General features: G+C 57.2%; 14 protein-coding genes. 10 read left to right on the top strand and 4 right to left on the bottom strand.

Translation table 11 applies throughout. The features are described from left to right. Positions 1-71 precede the first annotated feature (71 nt). From ASC97_RS10380 to ASC97_RS10370, 3 genes are read left to right on the top strand one after another with little or no spacing between them, the layout of a single operon-like run. Positions 72-1,154 (top strand): class II aldolase/adducin family protein, encoded by a 1,083-nt coding sequence (locus ASC97_RS10380; protein WP_057468275.1) that lies wholly within the window; start codon positions 72-74, stop codon positions 1,152-1,154. 20 nt (positions 1,155-1,174) lie between these two features. Next, on the top strand, positions 1,175-2,425 hold the full coding sequence (locus ASC97_RS10375; protein ID WP_244481440.1) for an FGGY-family carbohydrate kinase: 1,251 nt from the start codon (positions 1,175-1,177) through the stop codon (positions 2,423-2,425). After that, positions 2,418-3,251 (top strand): TIGR01459 family HAD-type hydrolase, encoded by an 834-nt coding sequence (locus ASC97_RS10370; RefSeq protein ID WP_057468273.1) that lies wholly within the window; start codon positions 2,418-2,420, stop codon positions 3,249-3,251. The genes ASC97_RS10375 and ASC97_RS10370 overlap by 8 nt, the downstream gene beginning before the upstream one ends. 411 nt (positions 3,252-3,662) lie before the next feature. On the opposite strand, the gene ASC97_RS10365 is transcribed toward ASC97_RS10370, so the two are convergent. Continuing rightward, on the bottom strand, positions 3,663-4,106 hold the full coding sequence (locus ASC97_RS10365) for a YybH family protein (RefSeq protein WP_057468272.1): 444 nt from the start codon (positions 4,104-4,106) through the stop codon (positions 3,663-3,665). Between the two features lie 116 nt (positions 4,107-4,222). Further along, positions 4,223-5,134, bottom strand: coding sequence for an HNH endonuclease (locus tag ASC97_RS10360; RefSeq protein WP_057468271.1), 912 nt, complete (start codon positions 5,132-5,134; stop codon positions 4,223-4,225). A 373-nt stretch (positions 5,135-5,507) separates the two neighbouring features. On the opposite strand from ASC97_RS10360, the gene ASC97_RS10355 reads away from it, so the two are divergent. The 3 genes from ASC97_RS10355 (at position 5,508) to ASC97_RS10345 (ending at position 8,445) form a co-directional block, all read left to right on the top strand. After that, positions 5,508-7,409, top strand: a complete 1,902-nt coding sequence (locus tag ASC97_RS10355; RefSeq protein WP_057468270.1) for a potassium transporter Kup — start codon at positions 5,508-5,510, stop codon at positions 7,407-7,409. A 101-nt stretch (positions 7,410-7,510) separates the two neighbouring features. Then, a complete protein-coding gene (locus ASC97_RS32885) occupies positions 7,511-7,978 on the top strand; it encodes an HD domain-containing protein (RefSeq protein WP_082529957.1) in 468 nt (155 codons plus the stop codon). Between the two features lie 245 nt (positions 7,979-8,223). Further along, the gene (locus ASC97_RS10345) at positions 8,224-8,445 is read left to right on the top strand and encodes a hypothetical protein (protein WP_057468268.1); all 222 of its coding nucleotides are present in this window, start codon (positions 8,224-8,226) and stop codon (positions 8,443-8,445) included. 497 nt (positions 8,446-8,942) lie between these two features. Here ASC97_RS10345 and ASC97_RS10340 read toward each other — a convergent pair whose 3' ends face one another. Both ASC97_RS10340 and ASC97_RS10335 read right to left on the bottom strand, forming a co-directional pair. Then, entirely contained in the window at positions 8,943-9,368 is a 426-nt protein-coding gene (locus tag ASC97_RS10340; RefSeq protein WP_057468267.1) for a hypothetical protein, read from the bottom strand. Between the two features lie 229 nt (positions 9,369-9,597). Then, entirely contained in the window at positions 9,598-10,611 is a 1,014-nt protein-coding gene (locus tag ASC97_RS10335) for a porin (protein WP_057468266.1), read from the bottom strand. Positions 10,612-11,059: 448 nt separating this feature from the next. On the opposite strand from ASC97_RS10335, the gene ASC97_RS10330 reads away from it, so the two are divergent. From ASC97_RS10330 to ASC97_RS10315, 4 genes are read left to right on the top strand one after another with little or no spacing between them, the layout of a single operon-like run. Next, positions 11,060-12,109, top strand: a complete 1,050-nt coding sequence (locus ASC97_RS10330) for an ABC transporter substrate-binding protein (protein WP_057468265.1) — start codon at positions 11,060-11,062, stop codon at positions 12,107-12,109. 9 nt (positions 12,110-12,118) lie between these two features. Further along, positions 12,119-13,018, top strand: coding sequence for an ABC transporter permease (locus tag ASC97_RS10325; protein ID WP_057468264.1), 900 nt, complete (start codon positions 12,119-12,121; stop codon positions 13,016-13,018). Beyond that, positions 13,015-13,818: an ABC transporter permease gene (locus tag ASC97_RS10320; RefSeq protein ID WP_057468263.1), complete on the top strand. Its 804-nt coding sequence runs from the start codon at positions 13,015-13,017 to the stop codon at positions 13,816-13,818. The genes ASC97_RS10325 and ASC97_RS10320 overlap by 4 nt, the downstream gene beginning before the upstream one ends. Next, a complete protein-coding gene (locus ASC97_RS10315; protein WP_057468262.1) occupies positions 13,815-14,900 on the top strand; it encodes an ABC transporter ATP-binding protein in 1,086 nt (361 codons plus the stop codon). Before ASC97_RS10320 ends, ASC97_RS10315 begins: the two co-directional genes overlap by 4 nt. Positions 14,901-14,941 lie beyond the last annotated feature (41 nt).

Raw genomic sequence — 14,941 nt, 5'->3', positions numbered from 1 at the left:
TCTTTAATCACACTAATAGATTGCCCGGTGAAGCCGCTCAGCATAGCCGGGCGGCACAGGAGGAGAATGACATGACACCGCCGGACCTGCGCACAACCGAGGCGTTCGCGAACTTTTTGAGGCTTTCAGCCCAGATCGGAAACGATATCCTCAAAACGCAAGGGGCTGGCGGAAACACGTCGATTAAAAGCGACGGCGTGATGTGGGTCAAAGCGTCGGGAACGTGGTTGGCCAATGCAGCCACGCAGGACATCATGGTTCCGGTGTTTGTCGAGCCCCTTGTAAAGGCGCTGCGCGACCGTGACGGAAGGGCCGAAACGTCGACCGATTTCGTCGTAGAGGCGCTTAACACCAGTCGCCTGCGCCCATCGATCGAGACAAGCTTCCACGCAGCCCTGCAAAGTCCGGTGGTTGCCCACTACCACTGCGTCAATACGATCTCGCTGGCTGTTCTCGAAAATCGCGAAGCAGTGTTGGCTGATCGGATGGCCAGGGTCCCCGATCTGAAATGGGTTTCGATCCCATATCGTCGTCCTGGGACCCCGCTTGCGCGCGAGATCGACAAAGCAGCCGAGAGCAAACCTGACGTTCTGATCCTTCACAACCACGGCATCGTTGTGTGCGGTGACACCGTCGAAGAGGTTGCCGAGCGGATCGACCGGGTAACCGAGGCACTCTTCGTGACCCCACGCGCGACTGGTGAGCAAGACGTCGCGGCGCTGTTGCTGGCGTCCTCAGGTTCCGGTTATCACCCCGCCGAGGATCCCTGCAGCCATGCTCCGGCACTCCAGACCGTTAACCAGGATTTTGCGCTGGGCGGCTCCATGTATCCGGACCACGTCATCTTTCTCGGCACGGAGATCGGCACACTGGAGGACGGACAGACTGCGGCCGACCTGGAAGCCCTCCGGCGGACGGAGGGGCGTGAAGCACCCAAGGTGTTGATCGTACGCGGCAAAGGCGTTCTCCTGTCTAACTCCTTGACGGCGGGCGGGGAGGTCATGGCGCGCTGCCTGGCTGAGGTCGTCGGGCGTATCATCGCCGGAGAGAGAATTGCCTATCTCACACCGGACGACGAATATGAGCTAACGCATTGGGAAGCGGAGATTTATCGCCAAGCCCTCGACCGCAAGAGCGCCGGGCAGCCGGCGTGAGCGCGGCGCCCGCCATAGCGTTGGGGATCGATATCGGCACTTCGGGAGCTCGGGCAGCCGCCATTGATCGTTTGGGCAACCCAGTCGGGTTCGCGGCCGCTCCCTTCGGTTGCGTTGAAGAACGTCGGAACCCTGTGGCCTGGTGGGCGCGCGTACGCGAAGCTGTCGAGGCCCTCAAAGATCAGGTGGATCTGGCAAGCGTACGTGGGGTTGCGGTGGACGGCACCTCGGGTACGGTTCTCGCCATAGACAAGTACCAGGCACCGACGGGCGGTGTCCTGATGTACAACGACCCCTGCCCCGACGCCGATATTGTCAAACGGATTTCGAAACATGCTCCACAGGGCAGCGCCGCCGTCGGCGCCAATTCCGGCCTTGCCCGAGCAATTTTTCTCGCGAGAGAGGTTGGCGTCGACGGGGTTCTTCACCAAGCCGACTGGATCTTGATGATGCTCGGATGTCCTGGACGCGTGAGCGACGAGAACAACGCGCTGAAATCCGGCTATGATCTGCTGTTGCAAGATTGGCCCGACTGGATCGAAACCGCGGGGATGGATCGCGCCAAGCTTCCAGAGGTTTTCCGGGCGGGAAAACCGATCGCCAAAATGGATGGATATCTCAAAGACAGGGGAGTTCCCGGATCGTCGTTTTTCCATGCTGGCACGACGGACGGTTGTGCTTCTTTTCTGGCGACCGGGGCATCTGACATCGGTGACGCGGTTACCGCACTCGGGTCAACAATTGTATTGAAGCTGGCTTCCAGCGAACCGATTAGCTCCCCGCAGTTCGGCGTGTATTCGCATCGGGTTGGTAAATTCTGGCTAGCTGGGGGAGCGTCCAATAGCGGAGGCAACGTTCTCAAGGCCCTCATCGGTGACGATCGTCTGGAGGAGCTGACGGCACGGGTGGATCCAAGGCGACCCCTGGGCTTGGATTTCTATCCGCTCTTAACGCCGGGCGAACGCTTTCCTGTCAGCGATCCGAGCTTCCAGCCGCGTCTTGCCCCCGCGCCCGCCGACGAGGGGAAGTTCTTCCAGGCAATCCTCGAGGGAATGACGGACATTGAGCGGCGAGGCTATCAGCTCCTCCAGGAACTTGGTGGCCCTGCGCTGAAAAGTCTTAGAACCGTTGGCGGAGGTGCCAGGAACTCGGCCTGGTCTGAGATGAGGGCGGAAGCCATGGGAGTAGAGACGCTGCCAGCAAGATCGGTGGAGGCAGCCGTAGGAGCCGCTTCCCTCGTACTCGACAATCTGGACAATCAAGATGCATAGACCTCGGCAGGCAGACCTCAGTGACCTGATCAGCGAATACGACGTCTTTTTCGTAGATCAATTTGGTGTCCTCAGAGACGACGGCGGTCCCTACGAGGGCGCAATCGAAGTTCTTTCCCATCTCAAGGCCGCAGGCAAAATCGTTGTCATTCTGTCCAACTCCGGTCGCAGCGGCAGCTTTAACGCCGACAGACTGGTCAAGATCGGGTTTGCGCCGGAAAGCTTCGATTATTTTCTCACGTCGGGAGACGTTGCCTTCGACATCTTGTCCCGCCCTGGATCCGCGCTGTCTGCGAATTCCAAATGTCTCACCATTTCAAGCGGCGGCGATAGCAATCTTGCCGACAGGTTGCTGTTCACGGCAGGTTCGGCGCGCGACGCCGACGTCGTCATCATCTCTGGTAGTGAAGCTGAACGTATTCCGATGGACGATTACCGCGAAATGCTGCGCCCGGCTGCCGAACGAGGACTGCCTTGCTACTGCACTAACCCGGACAGCTACAAGCTTCACAATGGATCCATAGCGCCCGGCGCGGGAAGCATAGCCAGACTATACGAAGAGATCGGGGGAACCGTCGTCTGGCTCGGCAAGCCCTATCGAGAAATCTACGACCATGCCCTCCGCCTCGTTGGAAATCAGGACCACCGTCGCATCCTTTGTGTCGGCGACAGCATCGAGCACGACATCCTGGGGGCAGAAACGGCTGGACTGGACTCGGTACTTGTCCGTACGGGAATACTTGCGGGAAGCAATAACGCTGAGCTTCACAAGCTGATGTCGGACTTCAGCGCTTTCCCGACCTTTATCATGAGCCAATTCGCCTAGCGCTTGAAACGCCGCAGCAAGGGCATGTATGGCGTCGTCCCATGGAGCCGATGAGGAGCGAACCACCGCCGCGGGTCCGGCCGGCATCCCACCACAGCCGGAATAAAGATCGGTTGCGACTTGGCCCATGATTCTCCCCACGTATTCTTGGACGCTTAGCAGTGCTTCACGCACGCATAGATGGAATTCCTAGTTTGCCCAAAACTATTTTTCAGAGCGATTACAGCAAAATGGCAAATGGGGCCCTTCGAGCAGACGTGCGCCGCTGATCTCGCTGCGGATGCGCGGTAAGGACACGAACAAGGTGAACTTCGTCGCAGCCAACGTCGTGTTCTGAGGATTTTTCGAGCTGGGATGCGCTGTTTGGGGCCGCATCCCGACGCTCGATGCGTTGAAAATATCGCGGTTCGATTAAGGCTTCAGATCGAGAAGCGCTCGCCCGCTTCCGTCCATCGCGAACGGAACGGACGCATGTTGATGAGCCACCAGCCATCGACCATCTTTCTTGACGAGACCAAGTGTCTGACGAAACCAGAGGTCGACCTCAGTTCCATCCGTCTTCGTTCCGGTCATGTGTACGAGACCACTCCAAAATCCCACGTCTCCGTCGATCGTAAGTTTGGCGTCCTCGACACCTCCCCCTATGGGGCCATCCCAAGTGTTGAACCAATCTTGCAATCCGGCCTCGTCTTTGCCGTGATTGACCAGCGGAGGCGCGAGCGAGAACTCCACGGAATCGTCAGCGTCAAACGATAATGCATCCTTGGCATTCTTCTCGCCTATGGCGGTCGCACGCATCATCAACATTGCAACGATGGCTTCTTCTTCGGGATGGTGAACGTAATTGTCGGTCATAGCGATCCTCCTTCTGCGCCATAGGACGAACTGGAAGAGGCTGACACGACACTATTGCGAATTTTTTTGCTGTTCTCACCGTGCGCCACGTCGAATAGCAGCCTATCGCTCCTGCATCACACGGAACTGAATCTTTCACGATGCCTGGCAACATACGCCGGATGCGGCCACAATCTTTCATCCTTCGGCAAATGGATCCGGTCCATCTGCTTGGCAAACAGCGTCCGCAGTTCCGACGGGACCTTGTTATGCGAAACGAGGATCCGATAGTCATCGGTCAGCGAGATCAAATGCCTGTCGAACAGCCAGTGAACCGTGGCGGACAGTGCGATCCCGTTCTGCACCACATCCGGGCCACCGCTGGCAACGGACCAGATGTGGGCGGCTTGCGCCTCGGACTTGCCTCCGCCGTTGACGATCCGTAATCCGGTGATTGCACAACGGCTGTCGTAGGCATCACACACCTTTCGCCGGAAACTAGCCTCCCGAATTTTGCGGTTCATCAGGAGCTGCTCAATACGACGTTCCTGCTCAACGAGGGGGAGATCGAGCAATTCCTGCGTAGAGCCGTCGACATGTCTCGGATCGAGCTCGAGTCTGATGGCATTGGCGGCGGAAAGCGTCTCCGACAGCCCCGCGCGGATGATGGCTGCAAAGTCGGCATCGGGTATGGTGCGGATCGATTTCCCTTGAAGGTAGGCGCCCACGCGGGTCGGGTCAGGTATCAAGCGAAGAGCGCTTTCCCAGTATCGACCATCATGCGCGAAAGGAACGGGTTCATCGAGTTCTCGGTAGTCGGTCACAACGGCATAGGCAAAGCCCGGCCTTGATACGTCGTCACTGACACCGACCACCCTCGCCGTCGCGACATACGCCTGGCGACCGCGGTTTCGCTTGGGCTCGCGATAGATAATCCGGCCCCCGACAAGGGTTTCGGCAACCGCTCGGTACTGCTTCGGGAAATGGTAGCGGAAAGCGACCTCGTCGTCGTACCCGGAATCCCGCTTCGTATCGAAGATCCCTCGCAATGCATACCTCTGCCGTCCGCGAACCCGCTGCCGCGCCAACCGTATGGAAGCTTGCCGCGCACCGCAACCACCCTATTCGTCAACGAGCGTCAGCAAGTTCTCGAACTCCTTTATCTGCGACAGGATGCAGTATTACCCGCCTACGCAATGAGTGCCCATTGAGCCCACAACCAGGAAGTTCCGGTAGGCGCCTTCGCGATCAAACGTGAACGCTGAGCGCGACTCACGGCCTACACCCTACGACTCCGTCAAATTTCGTTCACACATTTCAAATGCTGTGGGTCCACCGATAGAACCAATCGCACATCCAAGCGTTAAGCGATATCATCACCTACGACATTGAAAACAACGTCGCTTCCATCAGGATTACCCGGTGACCTATCCGCAACTTCGCTCCAACGATCCTGAACTGGCGACTGAATCGCGCGGTGGTCTTCCCTCGTTGGTGATGGCGGCACTTGGTGTGGTATACGGTGATATCGGCACCAGCCCGCTCTACGCGTTTCGAGAAGCTCTACATGCTACAGCGGGATCGGGATCGCACCGGGACAACGTGCTCGGCATTCTCTCGCTGATCATATGGGCACTGACAATCGTCGTCACCGTCAAGTATGTGATGTTCGTTCTTCGGGCAGACAATCGGGGCGAAGGCGGAACGCTCTCCCTGATGACGCTTGCTCGGCAACGATTCGCCGAAAAGCCTGCGTGGATCCTTGTTTTGGGCGTCGCCGGCGCCTCGCTGTTTCTCGGCGACGCCATCATAACCCCTGCGATCTCGGTCTTGTCTGCCGTCGAAGGGATTCAGGTCGTTGCGCCGGGCCTGTCGGCATGGATCGTGCCGATCACTGTCACCATCATTGCCGTGCTTTTCTTCGTTCAGCGTTTTGGCACGGGCGGCGTCGCCACGGTCTTCGGCCCCGTCATGGCGGTGTGGTTTCTCGTTTTAGGGATAAGCGGCGCCATACATATCCTAGATGACCTCGAAATTTTCAACGCAATCAACCCGCTCCATGGCGTTTTTTACGCTTCGCAGAATGTCGGGCACGCTATCGCCGTACTTGGGGCAGTCTTCCTTGCGGTCACAGGGGCCGAAGCGCTCTACGTCGACCTGGGCCACTTTGGCAGGCGGCCGATTGTAATCGCGTGGTTTTCACTCGTCTTCCCATGCCTCCTTCTCAACTACTTCGGACAGGGTGCGTTCGTTCTCGCGAACCCCGACATGACCGAACATCCCTTCTTCGGCATGCATCCTGATTGGGCGCGGGTGCCGATCGTATGTCTGGCAACCGCGGCGACGGTGATCGCGAGCCAAGCGGTCATCTCGGGGGCATATTCCCTTGTTCGTCAGGCAATGCACCTCAACCTGCTGCCGCGACTGCAGATATTACACACGTCTGAGACGCACTCCGGGCAGATTTTCATGCCGCAAGTGAACGCGTTCCTTTTCGTATTTGTCGTTGCGCTTGTTTTATATTTCAGGAGTTCTAGCGCACTGTCTGCCGCATACGGTATCGCTGTCACCGGAGAAATGCTGATCACCAGCGTCCTCCTGTTCGTCGTCATGAGGCATATCTGGAAATGGACGGCGCTGAGTACTGCGGCGGTCATCGTTCCGCTCCTCCTGATCGACGCCGGGTTCTTCATAGCGAATATCGCCAAGTTTGCCCAGGGCGGCTGGGTTCCGGTTACCGTTGCGTGCACCATGGGCCTGATCATGCAGACATGGATGGCAGGAAGACGACTGCTCGCCGCTCGAACGCGCGCAGACGAGGTTCCTCTCGAAGGTATCATTCAAAGGCTGACCAGGAAGCCGCCCACGACTGTGCCCGGAACAGCCGTCTTCCTTACGAGCGACGTCGAAGGTGCCCCCACAGCACTGCTGCACAGCCTCAAGCACTACAAGGTTCTTCACGAGCACAACGTGATCTTGAGCGTTGTTACCGCTACGGAACCGTTCGTGCCTGATACAGACAAGATCTTCCTCGAAAGCTTCAGCCCCCTTTTCAGCCGACTGGTAATCACCTTCGGGTATATGGAGACGCCTAACATTCCACGCGCCTTGGTACTTGTCCGCGGCCTCGGCTTGAAGTTCGATATCATGTCAACGTCGTTCTTCCTGTCGCGCCGGACAATCCTCCCGTCCAAGAAAGGCGGGATGCCGTTCTGGCAGGATCGACTGTTCATCGTGCTCGCCCAGAACGCAGGCAATGCGACCGACTATTTTGGCCTTCCGACCGGGCGCGTGGTGGAACTCGGCCTGCAAACCGTCATCTGATAGACGTGAACGCTGGGCGGCGCTTGGGCTGGTCCGTGCCGAGATATCCCTGTGGAACCGCGAAGGCACGCGCCACGTTTTCGTAGCGGAGGAGAAAATCGATGGCAAAGCATGGCGAGACTTCAGCTGACGCTCCGGAACTCGAGACCGCCCGACAGGTCGCGGCCGAAGCGCATCAGGGGCAGACGGACAAGACAGGTCAGTCTTACATCAGCCATTGTGAGCGAGTGGCTGATCGCGTCCAGGGCATCAAGGAGAAGACCGTCGCGTTCCTTCACGATATCGTTGAGAAATGCGACGGCTGGGATTTCGACCGTCTTCGGAAACTGGGGTTTAGCAACGACGTCGTTGATGCTGTTGACGCCCTCACCCATCGCAAGGACGAAACCGATGATCAGTTCGTAATCCGGGCAGTCGCGAACAAACTCGCCTGCCCTGTGAAGATCGCCGATCTCCAGGACAACCTGCAGCAAGCCAACACCGTGGGATCAGATCACGTGAAATACAAACGAGGCTTGGAGTTGGCAACGATGGTACAGGCGGATCCCAATTTGACAGGTTTGACCTGATTAGGCTCCAACTTCACGGCTAGACCGATACTCCCCCGCAATGCTCGTCCGCTGATCGATTCAATCATTCGGAACCAAAGTAAGTCCGCTTCGCATTGGCGCCTCCATATCCTTCACGAGCGATGTCACATGTTGACGAAACAGCTGCGTTGCCTGGATCGCTTGCGCTGTGGACGCCCAAATACGAGCTATAGTCATATTTCCATTTTCTGATATCGTGGCCTCGTAGCGTAGGGAGTAGCGTTATGAAGAGTTTGGTTCCAGACGAGTTCTATTGGGCGCGATCGAACAAGCATGCTGACGGCCGAATAACGATTGTGCAGGTTTGTACAATCTTCGGCGAAGATCCTGACTTCTGGACATTGGCCGTCGTGGGTTCGGAACAACACTACATGATCGCAGACTTCGAGATCATCGCGCTCGTTGAACCGCTCGAAGGATACCAGCTCCGGCACGCCGCGGAGTAATCTGCTACCCCACAGAACAGTGTTCCGGCGCTCGACAAAGGAAGCCCTCGCAGGAGAACGAGTGACGGTGATGCACACGTTTTTTCTGTGTGCGATCATATTACGAATGCCTTAATTAAATGCCAGTTCCAACAGCCGCTGTGAGGCGTCATGGGCATCGCTTTTCTTTCGAGGATATCCTTGATTATGCCGTGAGACCGGGATCTGTTCCAGCACCCCGCCTATGGACCGCATTGGTTGTTGATGAAACTCGCGTGAAACCGCGGTAGTTGCCGCTGAGCCCGATGCTCTGGGACGCGACGGCGAAGCTGGGGACAGCTGGCGTCTTCCGTCAGCCCGGAGCGCCGAAAGGCAAACCTCTGGATCAACTGACACCGTGATTTCATCCTCGTTTCCCCACTCGGTTTCTTAGACCTTTGCTGAAGACTGGGCTTGCAATGCGAGCCCAGTCTTTCGCCATCAATCGTCCCTAAGACAGCCGTCGGTGGGTCTGATCTTCAAATCAATCCAAGCTTCTTGCGGAGGTCGGCGTTTTCGCCGCGGAGCTTCTCGGATAGTGTCTTGCGCAGTTTCTGGTTCTCCTCCTCGAGCTTCAGAAGTTCTGCGAAACCGTCCGTTTCAGCCGGGGCGACCCCGACTTTCTGCTGCGCCCGCTTGGCAGGCTGAACATTCGGAGCGGCAGGCTTCTTCGCGCTAGCAGATGACTTGGCGGCCGGCGTAACCGCGACAGAAGTTGCTGGCGTATTGGACGCTGCGGTTTTCTTTCCCCGGCCGCGTGTCTTTTTTACCGGCGCGCTCACGGCAACCGGTTCCACCACGGCCTTAGGCTTCCGCGGTGCGCGTGTCCTCTTGTCTTTTGTTTTCGAAGTCTCTTCGACAGATGTCGTCTCGACTGCAGGGATCAGGTTCTTCTCATCAGCCATCGGGTAAATCCTTGTGGGAAGCAAATCATTCGTGACCGTAGGAGGTCGTTGTCAGTATAAACACAAGATTATTTCGAACTGATTGACGAACTTTCTGTATGCTCCCCACCGCAGCGAACCAGTCGCGCTCGGATCAACGCAATCTCATCGCATATATATCCCGATAACTTGATAACCTCCTAGCGCGATGTAGCAGCCGGCCCGCGATGCAACTCGGGCCGGTTTGTTTTTAGAACGTGCGCTGTAGGCGTAGGAAGCCAAGCAACTGTCCATCCGCGTTATCGACATCGTAGTACTGCACCGACAGCTTCGCGGCCATGTTCTTTACGATCTTGAAATCCGCCGTCACGCCGGCTTTCCAGGCATTCGGACCGTCGAATTCTCCGGAGCTGTCGAGTGCGGTTTTGCTAAAAAACTGATAGCCCGGTGTGATGGAAATCTTCTCGTTCAACTTAAGCGCATACTGGGCGCCGACGGTCCATTCGGATTCTTCATAGTAGTAGTTAGCGCCGCTCGCCCAGACGCCATAGACGCCGAGCTCACCGGGGCCGACATCCGCATACAGGAACGCCCGGACGGCCGCCTCCCTGGTATCAGTATCGTAGCCGGCCAGGAGATACCCACTGACCTTGCCGGTATCCGCGAACAATTGAGCTGCGATCCCCATGTTATTCGGCCCCTCACCGGGTTTGGTGTCGTAGCGCTCCTCGAGTTCATCAAGCGATATCCCGGCGCTGAAACTTGAGCCGGCGTAAACGTAGCGGAGGGAGTTGTGAATTGTGCTGTTGGAAGAAACGACGTCCGTGTCGCCGGAAGGGCTATCATCCCAAAAGGAATACTGCATACCAGCACGTAATCCGGCGATGTCGACAAATCCCTCCTGGAGAATCGTCGTATTCGTGGTGGCGTTCTCGGCGTTGGCCCTCAACGTGATGACACCGGTCAATGCGCCGAATTCGGTATCGCTCTTTGCGCTAAATGTCGTTTGCGCCCGCGACCAAAATGAATAGTCCGATCGACCAGACCGGTTTCGACCGAAGCGGACTTCGGTGCGTACATATCCGCCAACCGAAAGGCACGTTTCTGTGCCAGGGATGTGGAAATATCCCGCGCCAAACGCGTCACAAGTCCGAACATACTCTACTGCCTCCGGTTCAGCGGCCAAAGTCGCCTCGGCGGCACTCGCGCCACCTGCCGTTCCCAGTGCCGAGCTGATCCCCAAAATCAATAATGCTGATTTCATTTTTGTTATCCAATTGTTTCTGTTGGGCATGAGTTCTCGTGGCCGGAAGCCGGCAACTCCTGCCTGTTTTTGTGAAAATCCGGGGTCGCCCGACCGAAAATGGGATGCCTATTTACGCGTCGTCCTCCTACCCCCAGGCGAACGAGGTCTGTCGGCAGCACCTGTTCCGATCGGTGTGTTCCCCAAGCGACAGGCAAATGTTTGTTAGGAAGGGAGGCTGGTTACCAATGCGATTTCGAGGGCATTAATAACGGATCCGAATAGTTCAGCTCGTCGCACTGTTCCTCGTGCGCGTGGGCGTTGGCGCCCGATCAACCATGTGGTGATTGTGGTTGAAGCGCTGATTGATAGGTCCCGGGCATGAATCCTTAAGATCGGATATTGGATCTTTCTTCAACATCCGAGGAACCATTCCAGTGGGAACAACGCCAACAGCGAGATAAACACCATGGGAAAAACGCGCCACATTTGTGTACTGTCATCAGCTTTCGTCTTCGCCGCTTTTGCCGGTCAAGTGCGGGCCGAGACGCTTGTCGTCAATAGTTATGGCGGACCTTACGAAGCGATCATCCGCAAGGCTATCATTGAGCCATTCGAGGCCGCGACGGGCATCAGCGTCGTCTACGATGCCGTCGGGTCTGCGTCCCAGGACTACGCGAAGATCAAGGCGACGAAGGGGTATCCCGGCTTCGACGTTGTTGTGATGACAGCATCGCAATCCCTCCAGGGATGTCGGGACGGGGTACTAGCGAAGCTGGATTCCGCGACCATTCCAAACCTCAAGCATCTTTCACCAAGGATTTCAGCCGCCGCGGGCCCATGCGGAGCCGTGCATGAGGTTCAGTACATGTCGCTTCTTTATCGAAAGGACAAGCTCCCGACGCCACCGGTTTCCTGGTCGGCGCTGGCGTCCCCCGAACTCAAAGGGAAAATCGTGCTGCCGACCTTCCAGAACATCATGGCGCTTTATCTCGTCGAGGTGTTCTCGGTCATGAATGGCGGCGATCTCGTCGACAATCTCGATCCAGGGTTCAAGGCGCTATCTGAAGTGGCCAAGCAATCGATAGGCTTCGAGCAGAGCTCAGCAATCCTCGAAAGTTACATTAAGGATGGGACGGTCTGGGCAATGCCGTTCTGGAACGGCCGGGCGCAGCTGCTTGTCGATAGTGGACTTCCAGTCGACTATGTGAGGCCGAAAGATGGTACGATCCCACTTGTCGCGACCCTGAATATCCCGATTGGCACGGAGCATAAGGAAGCGGCGGCCAAGTTCATCGATTTCTTTCTGGAGCGCACAAGCCAGGAAGCCTGGGTGCGAGGCTATAAGGTCGGAAGCGCCCGCACCGATATTGACGTTCCTCAAGACATCAGAGCTCGTCAGATAACATCGGAAGCCGATCTTGCGTCCTTGATGCTCCCTGATCTTTCGGTCGTCACTGAGCGCCTGTCAAAATGGGCCGACCAGTGGGAGCGTGACGTCGTCGCGCATGCGAACTGAGGGGAGAACATGAGCACACTCGCCTTGGATCTTCCCCATTCCGCGGCACCTCGTCGCGCAAATACCATCGCAATTCTTGGGCTTTCGCCAGCGATGGGCCTGCTTATCATCTTCTTTGCGCTGCCGATGGGCATGATGGTCGCAATGAGTTTCCATGACACGGCAACGACGAACGTTGGGTTGCAAAATTACACGCGTTTTCTGACGGACGGGCTGTCATTGCGGGGGTTTTGGCGAACCGCCCTCATGTCCGGCATGGTCGCGGTTTCCGCAACAATGCTTGCCTATCCGGTGGCTTACTATCTCGCCCGCTCGACGAGCAGGTGGCGCTCAGTGGTCTTTGCCCTGGCACTTGCCCCGGAGCTTGCCGGCGTCGTTCTTCGGACCTATGGATGGCTCATCATTCTTGAGGATCGGGGGTTCATCAATGACACTCTCATCCACGTTGGTCTGATTTCGTCACCGCTGCCGTTGTCGAAAAACCTGTTCGCGGTCGTTGTGGGCTTGACCCATGTTGTGCTGCCTTTCGCCATCCTGTCGCTGACGACAAGCATTCAGGGGATCGACGACAATCTCGAGCGCGCTGCACAGATACTCGGTGCGTCGCGGCTTGCTGTGGTCAGGCATATCCTTCTGCCGCTCTCGGTGCCGGGTCTGGTGAGTTCTTTCCTACTATCCTTCACCATGGCGGCGAGCGCCTACGCCACACCGGCCTTGCTGGGCGGGGCCGGTTTCAAGGTCCTCGCCACGATGATTTCAGAACAGGTCCTCTTCTATATCGATTGGCCCTTCGCCGCGGTGATGGCAAACGCGCTCCTTATTCTGATGCTTGCGATCTCCTACGTGGGCGTTCGCTTCGAAGCATCCCAACGCGCCAAGCGTACCAGTCACCCGGGAGGTCGTGCATGAACCGGTTTAGCTCAGTCCTGTTCTGGGTCGCCCTGGCCGCGGTATTATCGTTCATAACCCTACCGCTTCTCGTGGTCGTCGCCGCATCCCTCAGCCCGACGGCGGAGATCACGTTCCGACCATGGGAATGGACTGCCAGGTGGTATGGAGAGGTTGCTGTGCAGCGATGGCTTCAGCCATTCTGGTTGAGTGTGAAGATCGCCACTGTGGTCTCTGCGATCAGCGGTGTCCTCGGCATGCTCGCAGCCTATTTTGTTGCGCACGAAAAAATAGCAGGCAGCGACGCACTCATGGCTGCAATCCTGTCTCCGCTGTCAGTTCCCCAGATCGTTAAGGGGGTCGCAATCGTGCTCTTCCTGTCGACGATCGGCCTGCAATCGGTGCTGGGCACACCGGCACTGATTGCTGCTCACTCTGTTCTGGCACTCCCTTTCGTTGTCCGCATGGTTGCGACCTCGATTGCGAATTTTGACGGGAATCTCTACCGCGCGGGTCAGATCCTCGGAGCCAGTCGGTGGCAGTGTGCCCGGTTCATTCTGCTGCCCGCCGTCAAGCCAGGTCTTCTGTCGGGAATGACGTTCGCGTTCATCATATCCTTCAACAATATTCCGCTTTCGGTCTTCCTCGTAAGGCCGGGCGATACCACTCTGCCGATCACCGTCATCAATTATCTTGAGTACAGCCTGGATCCAGTGATGGCGGCAGTCAACGTCGCCTCGATGGTGTTCATCCTGATCGTGATTTTCACATTTGAGAAACTAGGTGGTTTTTCCGCCCAACTGCATGGTGGCAGCAAATGAGCAACTTCGACGTGGAACTTCTTTCCGTCAGCAAATCCTTCGGCGCTGTCTGCGTCGTCAAGGACATCGACTTGCAGATCCCCAAAGGTGAATTCGTTAGCATTCTCGGGCCTTCCGGATGCGGAAAAACCACAACACTCAATATGATGGCCGGCTTTAGCGAGCCATCTGCCGGAGATATTCGTATCCGTGGGCGCAGCCAGGTCAACATACCGCCAGAACGGCGAAACATTGGTCTCGTGTTTCAGAACTACGCCCTGTTTCCGCATATGACGGTCGCGGAGAATGTCGCCTTTGGTCTCAAGATGAAAGCGATGCCGAAAGCCGATATTGCGCCGATCGTGCGGGCGGCCCTTCAAAGTGTTCATCTCGAGGCGCTCGCAGAGCGTTATCCCAAATCACTGTCCGGTGGCCAGCAGCAGCGCGTCGCGCTCGCCCGCGCTTTGGCACCCAGACCGTCCGTTTTGTTGCTCGACGAGCCGCTGTCAAACCTGGATCTCAAACTGCGTGAGGTAATGCGGGCCGAACTGAAAGACCTCCAGCAGGAGCTCGGCATGACCTTCGTCTATGTGACTCATGATCAGGAGGAAGCTATGGCAATGTCCGATCGGATCGTGGTAATGTGCAAGGGCGCCATAGCCCAACAGGGCGATCCGAGTGCCATCTACCAAGACCCCGCTTCCACCTTCGTCGCAGATTTCATCGGCAGGTCGAACATCTTGCCGATCGCGAATGCGGCGAAATCCAGGGCAGGCACGGACATCGTGCTTGCGGGAAGTGGTATCACTTTGCGCGCGGCACAGGAATGCGACGGCGACAATGCTCGCTACTGTGTCGTGAGACCGGAAGATATTGTGCTGTTGCCAGGGACATCTCCGGCGCTCGAAGGATTGAATGTGCTGTCAGGCACCCTCCGACGGATCATCAATCTCGGCGCCTCGCTGGAAGCTCACGTGGAGTTCGGCCCTCACGCGGTTATGACGGTTCTCGTTCATTCAGCACAATTTGGGTCACTGCCCGCTCTGGGTGAGGCCGCCAGTTTCGGCATCGCACCCCAATCGTTGAAGCTCCTTTCCGACTGATCGGAGATCGATAGGACACCACTATCAATGTCGCCGAATTG

The sequence above is a fragment of the Rhizobium sp. Root1203 genome (assembly GCF_001424945.1).
Classification (GTDB): domain Bacteria; phylum Pseudomonadota; class Alphaproteobacteria; order Rhizobiales; family Rhizobiaceae; genus Rhizobium.
The sequence above is the reverse complement of the archived record's forward strand: the minus strand, read 5'-3'. Positions and strand labels throughout refer to the sequence as shown.